The organism is Pseudarthrobacter sp. H2, from assembly GCF_050157045.1.
In the GTDB taxonomy this organism is placed as follows: domain Bacteria; phylum Actinomycetota; class Actinomycetes; order Actinomycetales; family Micrococcaceae; genus Arthrobacter.
In genome coordinates this window covers 3,156,484-3,172,268 of record NZ_CP189594.1, presented here as the reverse complement: position 1 = coordinate 3,172,268, position 15,785 = coordinate 3,156,484, and the positions used below count along the sequence as shown (strand labels likewise).

Annotated in this window: 17 protein-coding genes and 1 pseudogene; 9 read left to right on the top strand and 9 right to left on the bottom strand. The window is 67.0% G+C overall.

Annotated features, from left to right (window positions below; translation table 11 throughout):
* The first annotated feature begins 15 nt into the window (after positions 1–15).
* Both ACQCSZ_RS14835 and ACQCSZ_RS14830 read left to right on the top strand, forming a co-directional pair.
* Positions 16–589: pseudogene (locus ACQCSZ_RS14835) on the top strand (recombinase family protein).
* Between the two features lie 119 nt (positions 590–708).
* Positions 709–1,140, top strand: a complete 432-nt coding sequence (locus ACQCSZ_RS14830; RefSeq protein ID WP_427004502.1) for an ester cyclase — start codon at positions 709–711, stop codon at positions 1,138–1,140.
* A gap of 21 nt (positions 1,141–1,161) precedes the next feature.
* Here ACQCSZ_RS14830 and ACQCSZ_RS14825 read toward each other — a convergent pair whose 3' ends face one another.
* The 4 genes from ACQCSZ_RS14825 to ACQCSZ_RS14810 all read right to left on the bottom strand — a co-directional run bounded on the left by ACQCSZ_RS14825 (position 1,162) and on the right by ACQCSZ_RS14810 (position 4,628).
* The gene (locus ACQCSZ_RS14825) at positions 1,162–1,923 is read right to left on the bottom strand and encodes a GntR family transcriptional regulator (RefSeq protein WP_427004501.1); all 762 of its coding nucleotides are present in this window, start codon (positions 1,921–1,923) and stop codon (positions 1,162–1,164) included.
* Positions 1,924–2,061: 138 nt separating this feature from the next.
* Positions 2,062–3,201, bottom strand: coding sequence for a CaiB/BaiF CoA transferase family protein (locus ACQCSZ_RS14820; protein ID WP_427004500.1), 1,140 nt, complete (start codon positions 3,199–3,201; stop codon positions 2,062–2,064).
* Complete coding sequence (locus tag ACQCSZ_RS14815) at positions 3,202–4,065, bottom strand: HpcH/HpaI aldolase/citrate lyase family protein (RefSeq protein ID WP_427004499.1); 864 nt, start codon at positions 4,063–4,065, stop codon at positions 3,202–3,204. It lies immediately after the preceding gene.
* A complete protein-coding gene (locus ACQCSZ_RS14810) occupies positions 4,062–4,628 on the bottom strand; it encodes a MaoC family dehydratase (protein WP_427004498.1) in 567 nt (188 codons plus the stop codon). Before ACQCSZ_RS14810 ends, ACQCSZ_RS14815 begins: the two co-directional genes overlap by 4 nt.
* Before the next feature lie 221 nt (positions 4,629–4,849).
* Here ACQCSZ_RS14810 and ACQCSZ_RS14805 point away from each other — a divergent pair, with 221 nt between their 5' ends.
* Positions 4,850–6,013 carry an acyl-CoA dehydrogenase family protein gene (locus ACQCSZ_RS14805; RefSeq protein WP_427004497.1) on the top strand — a complete coding sequence of 388 codons (1,164 nt, stop codon included), beginning with the start codon at positions 4,850–4,852 and terminating at the stop codon, positions 6,011–6,013.
* A 131-nt stretch (positions 6,014–6,144) separates the two neighbouring features.
* Here ACQCSZ_RS14805 and ACQCSZ_RS14800 read toward each other — a convergent pair whose 3' ends face one another.
* Complete coding sequence (locus ACQCSZ_RS14800; RefSeq protein ID WP_427004496.1) at positions 6,145–6,900, bottom strand: ArsR/SmtB family transcription factor; 756 nt, start codon at positions 6,898–6,900, stop codon at positions 6,145–6,147.
* Between the two features lie 87 nt (positions 6,901–6,987).
* Between ACQCSZ_RS14800 and ACQCSZ_RS14795 the strand changes: the two genes are divergently transcribed.
* Positions 6,988–7,659 carry a hypothetical protein gene (locus ACQCSZ_RS14795; RefSeq protein WP_427004495.1) on the top strand — a complete coding sequence of 224 codons (672 nt, stop codon included), beginning with the start codon at positions 6,988–6,990 and terminating at the stop codon, positions 7,657–7,659.
* A 187-nt stretch (positions 7,660–7,846) separates the two neighbouring features.
* Here the strand turns inward: ACQCSZ_RS14795 and ACQCSZ_RS14790 are convergent, their stop codons facing one another.
* Complete coding sequence (locus ACQCSZ_RS14790; protein ID WP_427008356.1) at positions 7,847–8,311, bottom strand: MarR family winged helix-turn-helix transcriptional regulator; 465 nt, start codon at positions 8,309–8,311, stop codon at positions 7,847–7,849.
* Between the two features lie 107 nt (positions 8,312–8,418).
* Between ACQCSZ_RS14790 and ACQCSZ_RS14785 the strand changes: the two genes are divergently transcribed.
* Together ACQCSZ_RS14785 and ACQCSZ_RS14780 are read left to right on the top strand one after the other, a co-directional pair.
* Positions 8,419–9,000 (top strand): NADPH-dependent FMN reductase, encoded by a 582-nt coding sequence (locus tag ACQCSZ_RS14785; protein WP_427004494.1) that lies wholly within the window; start codon positions 8,419–8,421, stop codon positions 8,998–9,000.
* A 306-nt stretch (positions 9,001–9,306) separates the two neighbouring features.
* Complete coding sequence (locus ACQCSZ_RS14780; RefSeq protein WP_211877115.1) at positions 9,307–9,861, top strand: NADPH-dependent FMN reductase; 555 nt, start codon at positions 9,307–9,309, stop codon at positions 9,859–9,861.
* Positions 9,862–10,051: 190 nt separating this feature from the next.
* Here the strand turns inward: ACQCSZ_RS14780 and ACQCSZ_RS14775 are convergent, their stop codons facing one another.
* A complete protein-coding gene (locus ACQCSZ_RS14775; protein WP_211876908.1) occupies positions 10,052–10,204 on the bottom strand; it encodes a hypothetical protein in 153 nt (50 codons plus the stop codon).
* A 182-nt stretch (positions 10,205–10,386) separates the two neighbouring features.
* On the opposite strand from ACQCSZ_RS14775, the gene ACQCSZ_RS14770 reads away from it, so the two are divergent.
* Positions 10,387–10,722 carry a hypothetical protein gene (locus ACQCSZ_RS14770; protein WP_427004493.1) on the top strand — a complete coding sequence of 112 codons (336 nt, stop codon included), beginning with the start codon at positions 10,387–10,389 and terminating at the stop codon, positions 10,720–10,722.
* Positions 10,723–10,830: 108 nt separating this feature from the next.
* Here ACQCSZ_RS14770 and ACQCSZ_RS14765 read toward each other — a convergent pair whose 3' ends face one another.
* Positions 10,831–12,504, bottom strand: coding sequence for a thiamine pyrophosphate-binding protein (locus tag ACQCSZ_RS14765; RefSeq protein ID WP_427004492.1), 1,674 nt, complete (start codon positions 12,502–12,504; stop codon positions 10,831–10,833).
* A gap of 120 nt (positions 12,505–12,624) precedes the next feature.
* A complete protein-coding gene (locus tag ACQCSZ_RS14760) occupies positions 12,625–13,128 on the bottom strand; it encodes an Lrp/AsnC family transcriptional regulator (RefSeq protein ID WP_427004491.1) in 504 nt (167 codons plus the stop codon).
* A 93-nt stretch (positions 13,129–13,221) separates the two neighbouring features.
* On the opposite strand from ACQCSZ_RS14760, the gene hisC reads away from it, so the two are divergent.
* Entirely contained in the window at positions 13,222–14,319 is a 1,098-nt protein-coding gene (gene hisC, locus ACQCSZ_RS14755; protein ID WP_427004490.1) for a histidinol-phosphate transaminase, read from the top strand.
* A gap of 53 nt (positions 14,320–14,372) precedes the next feature.
* Entirely contained in the window at positions 14,373–15,785 is a 1,413-nt protein-coding gene (locus tag ACQCSZ_RS14750) for an amino acid permease (protein ID WP_427004489.1), read from the top strand.

The following is a 15,785-nucleotide window of genomic DNA, read 5'->3' as shown; positions in this document are numbered from 1 at the left end:
TCAACATTCAACACCATGACCGGACTCCTCATCGGATAACGCCCGCGTATCCACCAACGACCAAGTCCTCATCGCCCAGAAAAACGCACTGGCCACCCTCGGGGTGGCACCAGAGAAGACCTTCACGGACCATGGCCTCACCGGCGCTAACCGGGCCCGGCCGGGACTCAGAGAAGCGTTGCCGGGCCGGGGACACCCTGGTCGTGACCAAACTCGACCGTCTGGCCCGGTTGCTGCGCGACGCGAAGGACATTGTCGACGAACTCACCCGCCGCGAAGTCAAACTCAGCATCGGCGGCTCCGTCCACGACCCCATCGATCTCGTGGGCCGGTTTCTCTTCAACGTCCTGGCCATGGTCGCCGAATTCGAAGCCGACCCGATCCGGGCACGGACCCGGGAAGGCATGGCGGTCGCCAGGCAAAGGGCCGCCTATGAAGGAAACAGCCCAAGCTCTCCAAAACACAGGAAGCCCACCTGGTCTCCGTTCACCGAGCAGGGACGCACACGAAAGTGGAATTTGCCGAATTCTTCGCGGTAGCGCGTTCAACCGTCTACAGCGCCATCAAACGCGCAGGCGACGCCGCATGACCGCATAGCGTGAATTTCCGTACCGATCCTCCTCGGACCCCGTTTCCTCCGGGCGTTGACTCTCACCTCCCGGGGCCTACGATGGGGCCCGTCAGGACGTTTCGAGGAGGAGATGTGTGATGTCGATCGCGGATGTTGAGCAGGTTGATGACCGGGGCATGGCGGCCTGGGACCAGCATGATGCGGCTGGGTTCGCCAGCCTGCTGGCCGACGAGTTCACCGTTACGGATGTCTCGGTTCCGGAGCCGATGCGCTCGCGGGAGCAGGTGAAGGAGTACATGGAGAGCTGGTTCACGGCCTTCCCGGACATGCGGATCAGGACCACCACCAGGGTGGTCAGTGAGGAGCAGGTCGCCGCGGAAGTGGAGTTCACAGGGACGAATACCGGCCCCCTGCTGATGGGAGGTCAACAGATCCCGCCGACCGGGCGGACCATCACCGGCACGGGAACCTATTTTGCCTCCGTCCGGGACGGGAAGATCGTCTCGTTCAGAGCCCACCCGGATGTCGCTTCCCTGATGGGGCAGTTGGGTCTGCTCCCAGGTACCTGACAGTACCCGGCAGCCGGGGGCTCAGGCCGAAGCCAGCCCTCCGGCGTCGTCCGTTTGTGCGTCGTCCGTTGCGGCGCCGTCCGTCTGGGCGGCGGCGACGCGCGCGTCGAAGTGCGCGGCCAGCAGTTCGCCGGAGTGGACGATGTGCTGCTGCATGGCGGCCCGGGTTGCCTCCGGGTCTTTCGCCTTGATGCCCTGGAGCAGCTCGGCGTGGTCGTCCATGGTGGCCCGGGGCCAGCCCGGGATGGAGGAGTAGAACTGCCGCGGGACGTACCGGGTGACCAGGCCCAGGAGCCAGATGATCTTCCGGGAATCGGCCAGCAGGTTGATCTCGCGGTGGAAGGCGTGGTTCTTCTCTTCGAGCCGGTCGTGGTCGTTCCGGGCGGCGGCCGCGATCAGCTCGTGGTGCAGGGCCTCGAGCTCGGCCACGTCCTGCTCGGTCGCCTTGGCGGCCGCCCGGGCGGCGAGTTCCCCGCCGATGAGCGCCTGGACCTGGAAGAGGTCCCGGATGTCCTGGCCGGTCAGCGGGCCCACAACGAATCCGCGCCGCGGCACCAGTTCCAGGAAGCCCTCCACCCGCAGGGCCTGGAGCGCCTCGCGGGCCGGCGTGGTGGAGATGCCCAGGTCCTCGCCGATGGTCTCGGGGCGGACCAATGTCCCGGGCCGCAGTTCACCGGACATGATGAGGCCCCGGATATGGGCGGTCGCCTTCTCGCTCAGTTGCGGGCGTGCGCTGCTGCGCGGGCTGCGGCTGGTCATGGTCTGCGGACTCTTTCTGATCATTCTTCGCCACCTAAGATACGGCATCAGCCACGGCGGGCCTGCGGTGCAGGCCTGCCGTGGCTGTGCGCAAACCGGGAAGCCCGGCTGGTGGCTCCCAGTCCGGTCCCGCGGGGCCTGGCCAATTGGGGCCAGGCCCCGTCAGTCCAGCCCCAGTTCCGCCAGGATTTTGTCGGTATGCTCGCCGATCGCAGGCACTGGATCCATCCGGACGTCCGTTTCCCGGGACGTGACCGGCGGGAGCAGGCTGCGCAGCGGCCCGACCGGGGATTCCACGTCCCGCCAGCGGTTGCGCTCGGCCAGCTGCGGATGGGCGGAGAACTCGTGCATGTCCCGCAGCTGGGCGTTGGCGATGCCCGCGGCGTCGAGCCGGGCCAGGACCTCCGCCGCCGGCAGTCCGCCCAGGACCGCGTTGATCGCCTCGTGCAGCGCCGGACGGTTGTCCACCCGCAGCGCATTGCCGGTGAAGCGCGGGTCCTGCGCCAGCCCGGGCTGGCGCAGGACCTCCGCACAGAACTTGGCCCATTCGCGCTCGTTCTGGATGCCGAAGAACACCGTGCCGTCCGCGGCGCCGAACGGCCCGTAGGGTGCGATGCTGGCATGCTGGGCACCGCTGCGGGCCGGCGGGGCGCCGCCGTATTCAGCATAGAAGTACGGCTGGGCCATCCATTCCCCGAGGGCTTCGAGCATGGAGATTTCCAGCACGTCGCCGCGGCCGGTGGTGGCCCGCTGCAGCAGCGAGGTCAGGATGCCGGAGTAGGCGTACATGCCGGCGGAGACGTCGGCGATCGAGACGCCCACCTTGGCGGGGGAGTCCGGGGTGCCGGTGACGCTGAGCAGGCCTGCCTCGCACTGGACCAGCAGATCGTAGGCCTTCTTCTGCTCGTAGGACCCGCCGCGGCCGTAGCCGGAGATCGAGGCATGGATCAGCCGCGGGTTCAGGGCCAGCGCCTCGTCCGGCCCCAGCCCCAGGCGCTCGACGGCGCCCGGGGCGAGGTTCTGGACCAGCACGTCCGCCCGGGACACGAGCTTGCGCAGCACGCCGATGCCCTCCGCGGATTTCAGGTCCAGGACAATGCTTTCCTTGGACCGGTTCAGCCAGACGAAGTAGCTGGCCATGCCGCGGACCTTGGTGTCGTAGCCGCGCGCGAAATCGCCGGTGTCCCGTTCGACCTTGATCACCCGGGCGCCCAGATCGGCGAGCTGCCGGGTGGCGAACGGGGCCGCGACGGCCTGTTCCAGGGAGACGACGGTGATGCCCTCCAATGGCAGCCTGCCCATTTACTGCTCCTTCCCTGCGCGCTGCAGGATCCGTTTGGCCCGCTCGGTGACGGGGCGGTCGATCATCTGTCCGTCCAGCTGCACGGCGCCGCCTTCGGCGCCGATCACGGAGCGTGCCCACTCGACGTCGGCCTCCGACGGTGCAAACGCCGCGTGCACGGCGGCCAGCTGGGCCGGATGGATGCACAGCTTCCCGCCGAAGCCGAAGTTCCGGCCGAGCAGGGCGGAATCGGCAACCCTGCCGGCGTCCCTGATCTCGGTGGACGGTGAATCCAGCGGCGCGGCGATGCCGGCCGCGCGGGAGGCGAGGACCAGCTGCGCCCGGGCATGGTCCAGGAACCGGTCCCCGCCGTCGGCGTTGATGTCCAGCGCGAAGTCGATGGCGCCGAACGCCAGCCGGGTCACGCCGGGCACGCGGGCGAGCTCCAGCGCGTTCACCACGCCGAGGGCCGATTCGACCAGCGGAACCAGGGCCAGGCGCTCCGGCATCCTCGCGCGCAGCTGCCGCAGGGCCCCGGGGTCTTCGGCCTTGGGCACCACGATGCCGAGCAGGCCGGACCCCGGCGCCTCGGCGGCGGCGAGCAGCGCGGTGATCTCGGCGTCGTACTGCCCGGAACCCTGCGGGTTCACCCGCACCAGGGCACGCACGACGCCGTCGGGGGCCAGAGCTTCCAGCACCGCGGCCAGCGCGCCGGCCTTGGCGTCAGGGGCGACGGCGTCCTCGAGGTCGATGATCACGACGCCGGCACCCGCGGCGGCGGCCTTGGCGAACCGCTCGGGGCGGTCGCCGGGGACGAACAGGGCGGTGACCGCCGCCGCCACGGCGTCCGCGCCGGCCGTGATGCCGGCTGCCGGCGCCGTCACCGGAAGTCCCCGAGCTGCGGCAGGGTGGACTCGTCGGGGCGGGCGGATTCGACGCCGGGGAGGTGGCCCTGCCGGTACACCATGAAGGTGCGGCGGTAGCTGATCACGATTTTGCTGTCCTGGTTGAAGCCCTCGGTGGCCACGGTCACCAGGCCCAGGTTGGGGCGGGACTTCGATTCCCGGACGGCGAGGACCTTGGAGCGCGAATAGATGGTGTCGCCCTCGTAGACGGGGTGGGGCATGCGGACCTCGTCCCAGCCCATGTTCGCGAAGACGTTCATGGACAGGTCGATGGTGGACTGGCCCGTGACGAGGGCGAGCGTGAAGGTGGAGTTGACCAGCGGCAGGCCGAACTCGGTGCCCTTGGCGAAGTTGCGGTCCACGTGGGTCTTGGCCACGTTCTGCGTCATCAGCGTGAAGGACTGGTTGTCCGCCTCGGTGACCGTCTTGCCGAACGGGTGGTAGTAGATGTCCCCGGGCGAGAAGTCCTCGAACAGACGGCCCGTCCAGCCCGGTACCACGCGGCTGTCCCCGGCCGTTCCCTGCGTTGCTGCTTCGGTCATCGGTGGATCTCCTTGGCTTGTGTTCCCCGCACCGGCCTCGCCGGCTGGAGAGTCAATATATTTCGCGTCCATGCCAGTTTCGCCGGAAAAGGCGCCTAATGTCAAGGTTTTCGGGCCGGGCTGGGCCGGGAGCGTACCCCTTGCCAACTCCCAATATATTCCGTATCGTCGGTTCCAAGGGGTGACGAAGCGTCGCCCGGACCGTTCTCGAAGGAGCACCGATGCCCACCCTGACTGCCGGACTCGAACAGCTGCGCGAGCAGACCCGCCTCCTCTGCGCCGGATTTCCCGACGAGTACTGGCGGGAGACGGACCGCAACCGCCGCTACCCGCAGGAATTCGTGGACACCCTCACGGAGGCGCGCCTGCTCTCCGCGCTGATCCCCGCCGAGTACGGCGGCCTGGGCCTGGGCCTGACCGAGGCCAGCGTCATCATGGAGGAAATCAACAAGTCCGGCGGCCATTCGGCGGCCTGCCACGCGCAGATGTACACGATGGGTGCCGTGCTGCGTCACGGCAGCGACGCCCAGAAGCAGGAGTACCTGCCGCAGATCGCCGCCGGGACGCTGCGGCTGCAGGCCTTCTCCATCACCGAGGACAAGGCCGGCTCGGACACCACCAGCATCGAGACCGCGGCGGTGCGCGACGGCGGCGATTTCATCATCACCGGCCACAAGAGCTGGACCAGCCGGATCGAGGAATCCGACCTCGCCCTCGTCCTCGCCCGCACCGCCCCGAAGAACGGGAACAAGACCGAGGGCATCACACTGTTCCTGGTGGACCTGCGCCAGGTCCGGGCGGAACAGCCCGATACGCTCAAGGTGGTCAAGGTCCGCACCATGTTCAACTACGCGACCAACCAGGTCCACTACCAGGGCATGCGCGTGCCCGCCTCCGCCGTGATCGGCCAGGTGGGCAAGGGCTTCCGCTACGTCCTGGACGGCTGGAACGCCGAGCGCATCCTGCTGGCCTCCGAAGCGATCGGCGACGGCTACTGGTTCACGGACCGGGCGGTGGCGTACGCGAACAGCCGCGAGGTCTTCGGCCGGCAGATCGGCGCCAACCAGGGCGTGGCGTTCCCCATCACCGACGCCTACATGAAGGTCCGCGCCGCGGACATGATGCGCTACGATGCCGCCCGCCTCTTCGACGCCGGCGAACCTTGCGGCGCCGAGGCCAACATGGCCAAGCACCTCGCCTCGGAGGCCAGCTGGGCCGCCGCCAACGCCTGCCTGGACACCCATGGCGGGTACGGCTTCGTCGATGAGTACGACGTCGAACGCAAGTTCCGCGAGACCCGCATGTTCCAGGTCGCCCCGGTCAACAACAACATGATCAAGAACTTCGTCGCCACCAAGGTCCTCGGGTTGCCGCGGTCGTACTGAGGGGCGGGGGGCGGGGAGCCGGCGGCGGCGTTCTCCTGCGAGCGGGGAGGGGTGCGTGCAGCGGCAGTTGGCCAGCGGCCGCCGTCGGGAACCACGACGGCGGCGCGCCCGCTTGGGTGCCCGCGGTCGCCTCAGCTGTACAGCAGGGAGCCCGGAGTGGTCAGCTTTTCGCCGGTTTCCAGCCAGGTCTTCAGGCCGGAGAGAATCATGGGCCAGCCGCCGTACAGCTGGTCGTTGGCGCCTTCGCGGAGGTCGCTGTGGGTGACGGTGAGGTGGCAGGAATCGCCCACCGGTTCGATCTCCCAGGTGACGCGGGAGGTGCCCTCGGCTTTGACGTCGTCGTCCCAGAGGGCGCGCATGGTCTGGACCAGTTTGCGCGGGGGATCGACCTCGATGTTTTCGCCTTCGCCCAGGACCATGCCGTTGGCCTTGGGGTTGTGCATCTCGTAGTGGCCGCCCGGTGTCCAGTCCGCTGTGTGGGTGTTCCCGAACTGGTATTTGCTGCGGATCCCGCTGTCCGTGATGGCTTCCCAGAGGCGTTCCGGGGTGGTCTTGATGTAGATTTCGAAGATTTTTTCCATGGGACTTTCCAATCTGGTTTTGAGGTCGCTGAGGGCAGCGGCCCATGGTTGTGCATATTTGCTGACCCAGCGGTCGTGGACCAGGCGGATGGGCACCGGATTGAGGAAATGGAGTTTCTCCCGGCCCCGACGGCGGGTGACCACCAGGCCGGCTTCCTCCAGGATCTTGAGGTGCTTCATGACGCCGTAGCGCGTCATGTCGAAGCGGGCCTCAAGGGCGTGCAGGGTCTGCCCGTCTTCCCGGAAGAGCTCATCGAGCAGGTCCCGGCGGGTGGGGTCGGCCAGGGCCTTGAATACGGCGTCCACGGTTCAAGAATAGGTGACTGATTGGTCACATGTCAACGGTTTTCTGCCCTGCTTGGGGTGCGGCTGGGTCGGTGGGAGGATGAATCCGTGCAACCCTTCTTTGACTTCCTTGGCCACTACTGGTGGCTCATCTTCCCTATCGGCGGAATGGCCGGCGGATGGATGCGCCAGTGGTCGATAGCCAGCGAACGCCGGCACCGGCGCAAGGTGGAGCTGTACAAACTCAAGAACCAGGCCGTGCGGGCGGAGCAAGCCAGCCACGCCGAGGTTGCCGCGCTGATGGCGGCACACGACGCCGTGAACCGGCGGTGGCTGGACTACGAGCTCGATCTGGGGAAACTTATCGATTTTCCGGTCATGAGTGATGTGCGGGAACCGCTCACTGTTGCTTTCCTCCGGGCGAAGAAGGAGGCGGACGGTTTGCGGCCAGCCGACCCAGGCGACATTACGAATGCGGCCCGGCTGGGGGAGTACCGGTCGGCCGTGAACGCCTTTGAACTGGCGTTCGACGTCGCAGAGCGCGAAGCCAAGCGGATCAAGGACCATAACTTCACTGAGCCGGAACGCCAGCGCCTGGCGACGGCTAGGAAGTTGCTCAACATCGCCTCCGACCAAGCCGCCACACCGGCGGAACGGCAAACCGCGTACAAGCGCGCCCGGCGGGAACTGGATGGACTCATCGTCCTGCCCGAGGCCACGGTGGCGGCGCTGGAAGAGAAGATCGCCGGAGAATTGACCGCACCGCGCGACTCGGAATGATCCGGGCGGAGCCCCGGTTCTCCAAACACCCTTCTGCGTATTTGCTCACCCAGCGGTCGTGGACGAGCGTGATGGGCCCGAAACGGGTGGGGTCCGAGAGTGCCTTGAAGACGGCGTTCATGGAGTCAAAAACATGTGACTATTTAGTCACATGTCGAGGGTGATGCTGCGGAAAAACAGGACAGGACTAGTCGCATTCGGGCTGAAGCGTGGCCATGATCTTCCGGCTCACCGAAGCCAGGGCATCCTGTTCGTCGCGGGTGAGCTGGTCGAAGAAGTGGGTACGGACGAACTCCAGATGACCCGGTGCCGCCAGCTCTATGGCATTCCGGCCGGCCGGGGTGATCTCCACGTCCAGACCGCGGGCATCGGAGGAGCAGTTCTTTCGCTCCAGCAGGCCCCTGGCTTCCATCCGCTTGAGCAGGTGGGACAGGCGGCTGCGGTCCCAGCCCAGGGACTTGCCCAGATCGCGGGCGCGAACTACGCCGTCGGCGTGCTCCGAGAGTGGAGCGAGCACTGCATATTCGGCCCCGGAAAGCTGCGACTCCCGCACCAGGTGACGGTCCATGGAGGCCACCAGTAGCTGCGATGCCTCAAGGAATCCGCGCCAGACTCCGGTCTCGCGCTCATCCAGCCATTGCGTGTTCTCCATCACAATTTCTCCCCTTTAGTTGATAGTTCAAGTTTGACGTCATATTGTTGATGTGTCAACATGTTTAGTGACACGTCAACAACCTTCATTCCTAAAGGGGATAAACCATGACCAAGATTGCGATCGTCACCGGCGCCAGCCGTCCGGGTAGCGTCAACAAGTCCGTCGCCGAGTGGGTTCTCGCCCAGGTCGCCGACCGCACGGACGCTGAGTTTGAACTGGTAAACATCGCCGACTTCAACCTCCCCCTGCTGGATGAGGGCTACCCGGCCGCCTACCAGAACTACCAGAACGACCACACCAAGGCCTGGTCCGCCAAGATCAGCGAGTTCGACGGTTACATTATCGTCGCTCACGAGTACAACCACACTGCCGGACCGGTTCTGGTCAACGCACTGTCGTACCTGAACGCCGAGTTCAACAACAAGGCCGCCGGCTTCGTGTCCTACGGTTCCATGGGCGGCGTCCGCGCCGTTGAGCACCTCCGCGGTGTCCTCTCCGAGCTGCAGGTGGCTCACGTCCGCAACCAGGTCGTGTTCTCCCTGTTCACCGACTTTGAGAACTTCTCCGAGTTCAAGCCGACCGAGCAGAACGCCGGCACCCTGGCCCCGATGGTCGACCAGCTCACCGTCTGGTCCCGCGCCATGGAGTCTGTGCGCGACGAGCAGTTGGCTGTCGCCAGCGTCTAAGCGTTTCCAGCAGTCAAGAAGGGCTCCCCGGCTATACCGAGGAGCCCTTCCTTGAATCCGGCAGCTTCCTGAACTTCAAGGCAATTTTTGTTGACACGTCATCAAAGTGCCGCATATAATCATTGAAATATCAACTATCCTGAACGGTGAGGCTTTATGTCCTGGTTCAAAATTTTTTCCCGCAAGTCCAAAGCCAGTCACTCTGCAGCGTCGGTAGCACCGAGCGTGAGTGACGCTACCGCGAAGGCTGCCGTTGAAGCTGCCCTGGAGGTTGCCCCGGCTGCCGATCCCCTGGTGGAGAATGGCCTGCCCAAGATTGCCATCATCACAGGCGCCAGCCGTCCGGGCAGCGTGAACAAGTCCGTCGCCGAGTGGGTCGCGGCCCAGGTTGCCGGCCGTTCGGACGCAGACTTCGAACTCGTGGACATCGCCGACTTCAAACTCCCCCTGCTGGACGAGGCCTATCCCGCCGCCTACCAGAACTACCAGAACCCGGTCACCAAGGCCTGGTCCGCCAAGATCAGCGAGTTCGACGGCTTCCTGTTCGTGGTGCACGAGTACAACCACACCGCAGGCCCGGTTCTGGTTAACGCGCTGTCTTACCTGAACGTCGAGTTCAACAACAAGGCCGCGGGCTTCGTGTCCTACGGTTCCATGGGCGGCGCCCGCGCCGTCGAGCACCTGCGAGAGTCCCTCTCCGAACTGCAGGTGGCTCACGTCCGCAACCAGGTGATGTTCTCCCTGTTCGACGACTTCGAGAACTTCTCCGAGTTCAAGCCGACCGAGCAGAACGCCGGCACCCTTACCCCAATGGTGGACCAGCTGGTCTCGTGGACCAAGGGCTTCGCCACCGTCCGCTAGGACATCCCCGCACTGCCAAGCTCAACTTACGGCCGCGACGACACCCTTCGAAGGGGTGGCTTCGCGGCCGTGAGTTTTATATTGTCTCGGCGCGTCGTCGATCCCGGCCGCCGGAGGTGAGAGAGCGTTGGTCGTTTGGCCGCCAAAGGTGAGAGAGCGTTTGACGTTTCCTACTCCCCGCCGCGTCCAGTCATGCGTCCGTGCCGTCGTGGACGGTTACCCGTGACAGTTCCACCACGCCGTCCGCACACCTCCAGTAGTGCAGCCGCCGGGCGGCCGCGACGTTCTGTTCGATGGACAGCCGCCAGCAGACATCCTGGCCGTTGCCGCTGTTGCGAACCACGGGCGCGGGCGCCTCCCGCAGCGTTGGTCCGGAGCAGGTGTGCGTCCCGCGCGCTGAGTCTGGGGGACAATGAACCGCGTGCCATCGCCTGCGCCGGTGAGAATTTCCGGAACCTCGGTGCCGCGGACCGTGCTGAGGCCGTCCTGACCGACATGTTCCCGCCCGGGCGGGCACCCCTCATCGTGTGCAATCCGCCCTGGATTCCGGCCACGCCGCATTCCACCCTGGACAACGCCGTCTACGACCCCGGGAGCAGGATGCTCTTCCGCTTCCTGAACGGACTCACCGACCATCTGGAGCCGGGCGGTGAGGGCTGGCTTGTCCTCTCCGACCTGGCCGAGCACCTTGGCCTGCGGACGCGTGACGATCTGCTGACCGCCATCACGGCGGCTGGGCTGAAGGTGGTGGAACGGCTGGACACCAAGCCAACGCATCCGAAGGCATCGGACCGCGACGATCCCCTGTTCGAGGCGCGCACGGCCGAGGTCACGTCGCTGTGGCGGCTTGTTCGCCGATAGTCCGGTGCGATAGGGCGTAGCCGTCAGGTCACCTGGCCAGCGGCCGCGGTCGGGGAGTACGACGGCGGCGCGTGGGCTGGGTGCCGCCCAGCCCAACGGCTCCGCAAGCTACCCCGCCACCGCCGCCTTCGCGGCCTGCGAGGCTGCCATCCACTCGCTCAGCCATGGGGCCCGGACGCTCGACGTGATGCGGCAGTCGGCCACGAAGGTTCCCTTGGCGCCGGCGTCGATCCAGTCTGTGAGCGCGGAAAGGTCCGCCAGTGAGCCGATGATCGCCGACTCGGCACCGAGCGCGCGGGCGATGCCGCTGAAGTCCACCTCGGGGATCAGCATGGGCTTTTCGGTCAGGCCCTGGGAGCCGTACTGGTGGATTTCGGCTCCGTAGGCGGCATCGTTGTAGATCACGACGACGGCGCTGCTTGCCGCCCCAATGAGCGATTCGAGGTCGGACAGGCCCATCAGGAAACCGCCGTCGCCGGAGGCCAGCACCAGGGTGCGGCCGTCCTCCACGGCGCGGGCTGCCCCGACGGCGCTGGCAAGGCCCAGCCCGATGGCCTGGTAGGCGGTCCCCACCATGACCAGGTCCTGCGGCCTCGGGATGTGCCAGTACATGGGTGCCCAGCCGACGAAGTGCCCTCCGTCCTGGACCACCGTGCGGCGCTCCGGCAGCACAGCATCCAGTGCCGTGGCAAGGGATCGCGGGTCCAGCCGTCCGTCCACGGTTTCCGAGGAACCTGACTGGTGGCCCGGTCCCTCGGCCAGGCGTTTGCGGGCTTCCGCGCGCCAGCCTTCTGCGCGGCTGGCGTCCAGCGAGGCCGGGCCATCCAGCATCCCCAGGATGCGTCGCGCGGCAGACTTCACGTCCGCGCTGACGAACGTATCCACCCGGGGGTGCGTCGGCAGCAGGGCGGCGTCGATCTGGATGACGGTGCTGTCCGGGCCGAGCAGGTGCCCGAACCGCATGGTGAAGGGGCTCAGGCTTGCCCCGGCCACGAGGACCACATCGGCCTCACCCATGAGCCCGGCCGCGGTGTCCGTGCCGAAGCCGCCCGCGACGCCGAGGTACCCCTCGCCCTGGAGGAGATTGAGCGCCAGGGCGGTTCCGGCGGTCAGCGCGCCCAGGCGGTCGGCGAGCTCCCGGAGCTCCGGGCCGGCGCCGGCGAGATGCGCACCGCGGCCGGCGAGGATCAGCGGCCGCTTCGCCCCGGCAAGCAGCCGGGCCACCTGCCCAAGGCCGCCGTCGACGTCGTCACTCACCGCCGCTGCCAGCGGCTCGGGAAGCTCTTCGTCCGCAGCCTCGAGTGCCACGAGGTCGTAGGGGATGGCAATGACGACGGCGGTCCGCTTGGTGAGCGCGTATTCCACCGCCTGCTGCGTGATGGAGCCCGCGGCGTCGCGGGTGACGGTGAAGGTGGCCGCGCCGAGGCCCGCGGCGATTGCCGCCTGGTCCACGTCCTGGGGCCGGGCACCGCTGCTCGGGGCGTCCCCGGTGACCAGCACCACGGGGATTTGCGCCTGGACCGCCTCGGCCAGGGCGGTGAGCGCGTTGGTGTAGCCGGGGCCGTAAGTGGTGGTGCCCGCGGCGAGGCGTCCCGACGTCCGGTAGTACGCGTCGGCCGCGGCGATGGCGGCGCCTTCATGGCGGACGGGGGAGAAGCGGAGGCCCAGCTGTTCCGCGGCGTCCAGGAAGTAGACGTTGCCGTTGCCCATCACGCCGAAGACGTCGCTGAGATAGCTGCTGAGAACCTGCGCCACGCGGCCGGAGACGGTGAGAGTAGTCATGCAGGAATCTTGTGGGCTGGTTCACGGATAGGCAAGAGAGGCGAATTTGATTGGGATATTTGGCAGGAATGAGTATTAATACTGCAAATATGCGCCCTTGTGGCGTGCGCCACCCCGTCGTCAGTTGGAAGGGCGGGATTCCTGCTCCGAGAGCCGGTTCAGGAGGCCGTCGTAGCGGGGTGGCATGAGTTCCAGTACGGAAATGGCCGTGCTGGTCCGCTGGATCCCCTCGATTTCCAGGATCTCGTTGGTGATGCGGTAGAGATCGGCCGTACTGCGTGCCACCACCTTGGCCATGAGGTCCGCGTCGCCGGTGGTGGCGTGCACCTCGATGACCTCCGGGATGGCGGCGAGCCCGTCTTCCACCGCACCTGTCCGCGTCTGGCTGATGGACAGTGAGAGGAACGCCATCAGGTCATAGCCAAGCGCGGCGGGATCCAGCCGCCGGCTGAAGGAGCGGAGGGCGCCGCTGCGCTCGAGCCGTGCCAGCCGGGCGTGGACAGTGTTCCGTGCGACGCCGAGCGTCCGCGAGAGTGCCAGGGCGCTGGCTTCCGGATCCTTGTCGAGGGCCAGGATGATCCTGCCGTCGAGGGAATCCACGGTGCGGGGGTTCGGGATGGTCATATTTTCACCACAGACAGTAGAAGTTGAGCAGAAGTCCCAATGGTTTGAGGGTATCTTGCAATGTGGGCCCGGTCACAATCATGATCGTTCCTCATGACCAGTGATCAGCTCCTGACCGCACCGGACACCGCGCTTCCCACCCTTCGTGGCGCGGTGGCCGGACTTCCGCCCTACGTCCCGGGCCGGCGCAGCGCCGGCACAGACATTGCAGCCCTCGCCAGCAACGAAAGCCACTACGAGCCCCTGCCCGCTGCCGCCGCTGCGGTGGCCGCAGCGGCGGGTACCATGAACCGCTACCCGGACAGTGCCGCCGTCGAACTCCGTGAACGGATTGCCCGCCACCTTGGCGTCACGGCCAGGGAGATCGCGGTGGGGCCCGGCAGTGTGGGCGTCCTGCAGCAGATCATCACCGGACTGTGCGACGCCGGGGATGAAGTGATCTTCGCGTGGCGCTCCTTCGAGGCGTACCCCATCCTGGTGGAGCTGGCAGGCGCCCGGCCGGTCCGCATCCCGCTGGACGAGGCTGAAGGCCACGACCTCGACGCCATGGCCGCGGCCGTCACCGACCGCACGAAGGTCATCCTGCTCTGCACCCCCAACAACCCCACCGGCGCGCCGATCAGCCACGAACGCATCGAGGCCTTCCTCCAGTCCGTCCGCCCGGACATCCTCGTGGTGATCGACGAGGCCTACGTGGAATACGCCGACGGGGGCAGCGGCCCCGACTCCCTGGCGCTCTACCGCCGGTACCCGAACGTCTGCATCCTGCGCACCTTCTCGAAGGCCTACGGACTCGCCGGCCTGCGGGTGGGATGCGCCGTGGCCACGCCGCCCATCGCCGAGGGGCTGCGCCGGACCGCCCTTCCCTTCGCGGTGAGCGCGCTGGCCCAGAAGGCGGCCATCGCTTCGCTGGACGCAGTGGAGGAGATGGAAGCCCGGGTCGCGGCCGTCAAACAGGAACGCGCCCGGATGGCCGCGCAGCTGGAAGCCCAGGGCTGGAAACTGCAGGCAAGCCAGGGCAACTTCCTGTGGATCCGCGCGGACGACGATCTGCGGGCGATGCTGGTGGACGCGTTCGACCGCGCCGGCATCCTGGTCCGGGCATACCAGGGCGACGGCGTGCGGATCACCGTTGCAGACGCCGCCTCCAACGACCGCGTGCTCCGGCTTTTGGAAGCCCATGCAGCTTAAAGCCGACTGACCTGAAATCCCAACCCGTTCCACCTACAACCAGAGGACTCCCCATGGAACAACAGACAAAGACGTCTGGCCGCGCCCTCGGCGCCGCACTCAAACCCCGCCAGCTCACCATGATGGGGCTCGGAAGCGCCATCGGCGCGGGCCTGTTCATCGGCTCCGGCGCCGGCATCCAGGCCGCGGGGCCGGCCGTGCTGATCTCCTACCTCGTGGCGGGCACGCTCATCATCCTGGTGATGTGGGCCCTCGGCGAGATGGCCGCCGCCAATCCGGACAGCGGCGCCTTCTCCGTCTATACCGCCAAGGCCTACGGGCCGGTGGCCGGGGCCACCGTGGGCTGGCTCTGGTGGCTGCAGCTCGTGGTGGTCATCGCGGCCGAAGCGCTCGGCGCGGCAGGCCTGCTGGCCACCATCTTCCCGGCCCTGCCGGTGTGGCTGATGGCCTTCGTGTTCATCGTGGTGCTCACCGCCGTGAACCTCACCAGCGTCAAGAACTTCGGTGAGTTCGAGTTCTGGTTCGCCCTGCTCAAGGTGGCAGCAATCGTCGGGTTCCTCCTGGTGGGCGCCGCCCTGCTCTTCGGCTGGCTGCCGGGCGTCCAGTCGCCGGGCCTGTCCAACTTCACCGGTGCCGGATTCGCACCCGACGGTTTCGCCGGGATTGCCACGGCACTCTTTGTGGTGGCGTTCGCGTTCGGCGGCACCGAGATCGTCTCGGTTGCGGCAGCTGAAACCGCGGAGCCGGCCCGCAGTGTGAAGAAGGCAGTCCGGACGGTGCTGTGGCGCATCCTCATCTTTTACATCGGTGCCATCTTCGTGATCGCGGCGGTTGTTCCCGTGGGCTCGGCAGGACTGAAGAGCCCGTTCGCCGCGGTGCTGGACGCCGCGGGCATGCCCGGCGCGGCCACCGCCATCACCCTGGTGGCCGTGGCAGCATTGCTCTCCGCCCTCAACGCCAACCTCTACGGTGCCTCGCGGATGGCGTTCTCCCTGGCCGAGCGGGGCGAAGCGCCACGCCTCCTCGCTTCCGTGTCCAAGGCCCGCGTCCCGGTTGTCGCGGTCCTGGCCAGCGTCGCCTTCGGCGTTGTCACGGTTGTGCTGGAGCTGGCCTTCCCCGAGAAGGTCCTTCCCGTCCTGCTCAATATTGTTGGCTCGACGTGCCTGCTGGTGTGGACCTCCGCGCTCCTGGCCCAGCTCGCGCTGCGTCTCCGTGCCGACCGCGACGGAACGGAGCTTCCGCTGCGTATGCCCGGATTCCCGTGGCTCACGGGCTTCGGCCTCCTCATCCTCGCGGCGATCTTCACGGTGGGCTTCATCGGCGAGGATTCCCGCCCCCAGCTCCTGAGCACTTTCGGACTCGTAGCGCTGCTGGCGGTGGCGAACTGGCTGCACCACCGTTCGGGCAAGGTTGCGCCCGTTGTCGAAGCTTCGGATGATGCCAAGGAGCCGGTGCTCATCGACTGA